Here is a 4,851-nt window from a genome sequence, read left to right on the forward strand (position 1 = left end):
CATCAAAGTTAGTTTTTTTCTAGATCATGCAACAGTCTTAGAGCATATAGAAAAGTATGCACCAATTAACCAAACACTAAGCAGTTTGAGTGAGAATTTAGAAAAGAATATTAACTTTGTCATTTCTTCATTCAAAGAAACTCGCGATCTATCTGCATATTTAGAAAGCCGTGCTCAAATCATAGGGTTAATTCATGAAGCTGCACAAATCGCCAGCATTGAAATACAGCCAGTTGCTCAGGCTAAGGACCTTAAATCGTTAATTGAATCGCATCACCTGGTTACTTTTAATGATAAAGACACCTTTAAACAATTTAATTTATTTTGAGGTGAATATGAAATTTGTTATTAAAAATGGCATTGGTACACGTAAAGTCGAAGTGGATCTCGCATTAGATATACCATTGGTGCTACAAAAATCCATTTCTGTAATTGAGTATGAAGATTTCTTTAAATATTTTAGTGAGCAACATTTTCACATTTGCAAATTTAGAACGTTGAACTTTAAAGATAATAGCGTAGAGGGAAGTAGTAAGGAATTAAATCGCTTTATCTGGCTTGCTATGGCACATCAAGCTTATATGGAGCGTAAAGCTTTACTACCAAGTAAATATATTGCGGATCTAGAAGCTTCAATTTCAAGCATGTTTAATTTAGAGAGCGAATCGCGAGAATGGTACCGAGCTATTCACAAAGCCATAGATGCTTACCTTAAATCACAATTTCCTGAAGCAATAGAGTTTTTACCTTCCAACATTGCACCACTGGATGAAGTGACTAAAATTCTTATGCAAGAAGTACAGCCAGTGATACCAGTTGCAGACGAGCCAGCGAAGCTTTATAGCTGATTCTAGAAATAATTAAGACATAAAAAAACCATCTAAAAATTAGATGGTTTTTTTTGTTTGTGTTTTTATAATTTTGCGAATACTTCAGGATTGTCATTCATAAACTGTTCAATGAAATCATTGTCTAATTCGACATGTTTTGGAAGCTTCTCATGTTCACGAACAATGGATTTTATAGATTCAATATTTTGCTGATTGAAAACAGGTGTTGTACGGCTCTTATAGCCAGTATCAGCCATCGCATAGCGATCATCAAACATACCTGAAGAGGTATTAGAATCGACTTCTGAGTCGCTTATAGATAGTGTTAAGTTGCGGTCTTCAGCTAACTTTAAAATGAATTCGTCAGAGATAAAGTTACGTAGCTCATGCAGCATAGATTCAACTTTATTGTGTTTAAAAAGCACCTTTGCAATTGAACGACAAGATAAGAAACCTTTTGTGATGTTTAGATCTAGTAATTTTTGAGGAATGATTGGATCGCTTTTCTTGTTGCTATTCGCGATCTGTTCAACTTCTTCATCAGTCATAGAAGCTATAATGTTTTTAAAGAAATTGCCATATTGAAACTTTTCAATTTTCTCCAGCATTGTCACTTGTTCTGTATCTAATAAGCAAAAAGAAATAGGTTTAAGCTTGCGTTGGTCGGTTTTGCTTAAACTGCCATTTTGGTTTAAGCGGTTCTCTTTGGTTTTAGCGTTAGTTTTAGAGTTAGTCATTTTAAACACCTTTCAATATGTTTTAAACTTTGGTTAATACCAATAATCATATTATAAGTGGTTTTAGCTAAAATACAAAAAATGAACATTTTGTTTTTTTAAAAAAATCTTTTAAATGTTTTTCGTATATACTATAAGAATATCTATCTTAAAAGGTATAACTCGTGATTAAAACTGATACAGGCGATACGGTTGGAGGGGGTTTAACGAATCCTCAGGATGAAGTTCTAGCATTGTTAGAAGAGTGCTTAAACTCTGAACAATATACAGCTCGTATTACTTATATTTGTGAAGATGGCGGTCAATTAGTAGGTAAAAAGGCAGCTTTAAAGATTTTAAAGGAACAAGAGGACAATGGTTTAATGCTGGTTCCAATACCAGTCTTAGGAAAACAACTAAGAGTCTGGAGTGGTTTAAGTAAAACCAAAATGTCTAGTCACACAGGATTGTACAACAATATACAGTGGTCAAAGTTTGAAAGTGGCGAAAAGTTAATAACAAAGCAAGCGTGGACATTACTTCAACTTAGACTTGGGGTTCATCCAAAATACAAATTGGTTTTAAAAAATGAATTAGATGTCGAGTGAATTATATGTTAGTGAAATTAGCCCTTAGTGGTCATGCTTCTCCAGAAGCTTTAAGTAAATTTGAACGTATCAAAGCGTATGTGCCAGATAGCGCACCTGTTTTGGTCACATACTTTAATAAACAAGTTTTATTAAGTGATCTACTGGTTAATTTTTCTAATTTTTTACCATCGCTCGAAATCACAAAAGATAAAGACATGCTGGTTACGATTAGAGGAAATGAAACACCTTTAGTCGAATTTATTGTCAATTTAAAACTATACAGCATGAAATTAGGCAAACTTTTCTTTGAATTTGAGAATCAATTTAAAGAAAAAGAGCAAGACTTTAAGGGCTTTATTAAACGTCACAAACTTAAAGGTTTTGATCATGCCAATTTTGTTAATTACGTGAAACTAGGTGCATATGATAGTGCTTTAGACATTATCAAACACCAGTACGAAAGCGTTAAAAAAACATTCTTTGTACTGTTTAAAGATCGTTTCACCCTATTAGAAAGCAAGGGTTTTATTTAAGGATATTCTATGGAAATGTTAGATCCATCAAACACAAACCCTGGGCTCTTTTTAGTCATAATGGCTACGGCAATTGGTACCATACTTTTTGGTTTTTTAATTGTCGCTTTAATTGCACGATATAAGTTCAAGATTAGAGTTACGGTATCTAGTTTTATAGCTGCAGTTACTTTATCTGTATTTAGCTTTATATGCTTTGGTTCACTTGGTCCGATGGAACCTAAATACAGTACTTCAGTTGTTCAGCTTTATGCGTTGGGCTTACTGGCTGGTACTTTAATATTAAATATAGTTCTTCTGAAATTATTCAGCCCTAAAACTATTGAACAGTTAGCTTTGAAAGGTTTTAATAAGTCAGAAAATGAACAAAAAGAGCATTACAAAAACATCTTAAAAGAGTTTAAATGTATTACTGATTTGGAAGATAAAAACAAGCTTAATAAGCGCAGTTTTAACTTGTTAAATGTTTTTAAACATAAAGGAAAACAAAATGTTTGATTTTAAGATGAAATCTTTGTGTGTTTTGGCTGTTGCCGGATCTCTTTTAACTGGTTGCGTATCTAGTACTATTGATGGAATGGGTTCTAAACGCAAACAAATCATGTTGTATTCTGAAAAAGAATATCTTCAGCAAAGTACTCAGTCTTACAACAACATCATCACGACTGCTAAACAGCGTGGATTGATTGTGAATAACGCTCAAGTAAATAGAGTAGCAAAACGTCTTATCGCACAAGTTCCACATTATCGAGCTGACGCAGCAAATTGGAATTGGGAAGTTAATACAATCCGAGATAATGAAATCAACGCGTTTTGTCTATCTGGAGGCAAGATCGGTGTGTTGACTGGTTCTATCACAAAAATTAATGCAACTGATGATGAATTGGCTGCACTGATCGGCCACGAAATTGCACATGCTTTACGTGATCATGGGCGTGAAAAGGTAAGTAAAAAGCTTTTAACTGGTTTAGGTGTGCTTGCAGCTAGTTCGGCTGGTCTTGGTGACATGGTTGTATCTGGCACAAGTTTACTAGGCGATTATGGGGTTAACTTACCTGGTTCGCGCAAACTTGAAAGTGAAGCGGATCTTCTAGGTGTTGATATTATGGTTCGTGCTGGTTACAACCCACAGGGCGCAGTCAGCTTTTGGAATAAAGTAGTAGCCCAAGAAAAACAGGGCACTAAAATTGATTTCTTATCAACGCATCCTACTTCAGAAAAAAGAATTGTAGCGATCCAAGAATACATCAACCAAAATTACAGGAAATAATATAAGGAGCTGGTTATGGATATTTACACAGTTATCCGAGTGAGCAAAAAGTTGTTTGACCACGGTTATGTTGTAATACCAGAACACAAAGTAGATTTTAAATCGGCTTTACTGCTCTTAAATGAACAAACCGTTGATGATCGATTTCTAATATCTAAAGATATAGTAGGTGCTGAAATCAGAGGGAATTTTGCCTTAATTGAAAAGGAGGGGAAGTTTCAATTGTTTACCAAAGGAATAGATTACTTTTGTTTGAATGTTGAGCCTGAAAAATCCAGTACTGATCCTAAACCTGAAAAAGAGGTAAAAAAGAGTAAAGTAGTTCTCAAAAACCGTTATTTATATAAAAGTGGCGTGAAGAAGATAGGGGAGCTGGACACGTACAAGAAAAGAAGCGTCAAGATTACGAATGTAGGAAAACCATTTGTACTAAAACAAAAATTGCATGACGTTCCAGATTGGCTTTTTGAAAAGCTAAAAGACCAAGATGTATGTTGGATCTATTTTGAATATGCTGAAGAACAATTATCAGAGGCACCAATAGAAACTGCACCAATCAATTTAAAAAGTGACATTGAAAGTTGTGTTAAATACTTTAAGTTACATGGTGAAAAAACAAGAAAAAAACCAATTATCAATGCTGAAGCACCAGGTAACGTAAACCTATTCAGATATTGTGATTTACGGCGCATTGATCAGGAATTAAAAGTCTTATTTGTTTGTAGTGAAAACTATCTTTGGTTACTGGAACAAAATAGACAAGATCCACTACCTAACATCAAATTAAACAATATTAGTTTTGGCGGTTGGATCATTCCCAAGACGACAAACCAAGATATGTTGAATAAGCTAATAATGTTAGATAAAGAATTAAAAACGAATCCAGATGCTTATCTTCTAAGTGTACGAGAG

At 34.1% G+C, this 4,851-nt stretch carries 7 protein-coding genes and 1 pseudogene; 7 read left to right on the top strand and 1 reads right to left on the bottom strand.

The features are described 5' to 3' along the window. Window positions 1-328: pseudogene (locus Aba26S_RS20380) on the top strand (hypothetical protein); the annotation flags it as partial. A 7-nt stretch (window positions 329-335) separates the two neighbouring features. Next, the gene (locus tag Aba26S_RS20385; protein WP_005005767.1) at window positions 336-848 is read left to right on the top strand and encodes a hypothetical protein; all 513 of its coding nucleotides are present in this window, start codon (window positions 336-338) and stop codon (window positions 846-848) included. 65 nt (window positions 849-913) lie between these two features. Here the strand turns inward: Aba26S_RS20385 and Aba26S_RS20390 are convergent, their stop codons facing one another. Continuing rightward, the gene (locus Aba26S_RS20390) at window positions 914-1,567 is read right to left on the bottom strand and encodes a hypothetical protein (RefSeq protein WP_005005764.1); all 654 of its coding nucleotides are present in this window, start codon (window positions 1,565-1,567) and stop codon (window positions 914-916) included. Between the two features lie 164 nt (window positions 1,568-1,731). On the opposite strand from Aba26S_RS20390, the gene Aba26S_RS20395 reads away from it, so the two are divergent. The 5 genes from Aba26S_RS20395 to Aba26S_RS20415 form a co-directional block, all read left to right on the top strand. Continuing rightward, window positions 1,732-2,154, top strand: coding sequence for a hypothetical protein (locus Aba26S_RS20395; RefSeq protein ID WP_005005760.1), 423 nt, complete (start codon window positions 1,732-1,734; stop codon window positions 2,152-2,154). Window positions 2,155-2,159: 5 nt separating this feature from the next. Beyond that, window positions 2,160-2,669, top strand: a complete 510-nt coding sequence (locus Aba26S_RS20400) for a hypothetical protein (protein ID WP_005005759.1) — start codon at window positions 2,160-2,162, stop codon at window positions 2,667-2,669. 9 nt (window positions 2,670-2,678) lie between these two features. Continuing rightward, window positions 2,679-3,167, top strand: a complete 489-nt coding sequence (locus Aba26S_RS20405; protein WP_005005757.1) for a hypothetical protein — start codon at window positions 2,679-2,681, stop codon at window positions 3,165-3,167. Continuing rightward, complete coding sequence (locus Aba26S_RS20410) at window positions 3,160-3,939, top strand: M48 family metallopeptidase (protein WP_005005756.1); 780 nt, start codon at window positions 3,160-3,162, stop codon at window positions 3,937-3,939. Before Aba26S_RS20405 ends, Aba26S_RS20410 begins: the two co-directional genes overlap by 8 nt. A gap of 15 nt (window positions 3,940-3,954) precedes the next feature. After that, window positions 3,955-4,851 (top strand): hypothetical protein (locus Aba26S_RS20415; RefSeq protein WP_005005753.1); only part of this gene is annotated, 897 nt, incomplete at its 3' end.

Source organism: Acinetobacter sp. NBRC 110496 (assembly GCF_000876115.1).
Taxonomy (GTDB): Bacteria; Pseudomonadota; Gammaproteobacteria; order Pseudomonadales; family Moraxellaceae; genus Acinetobacter.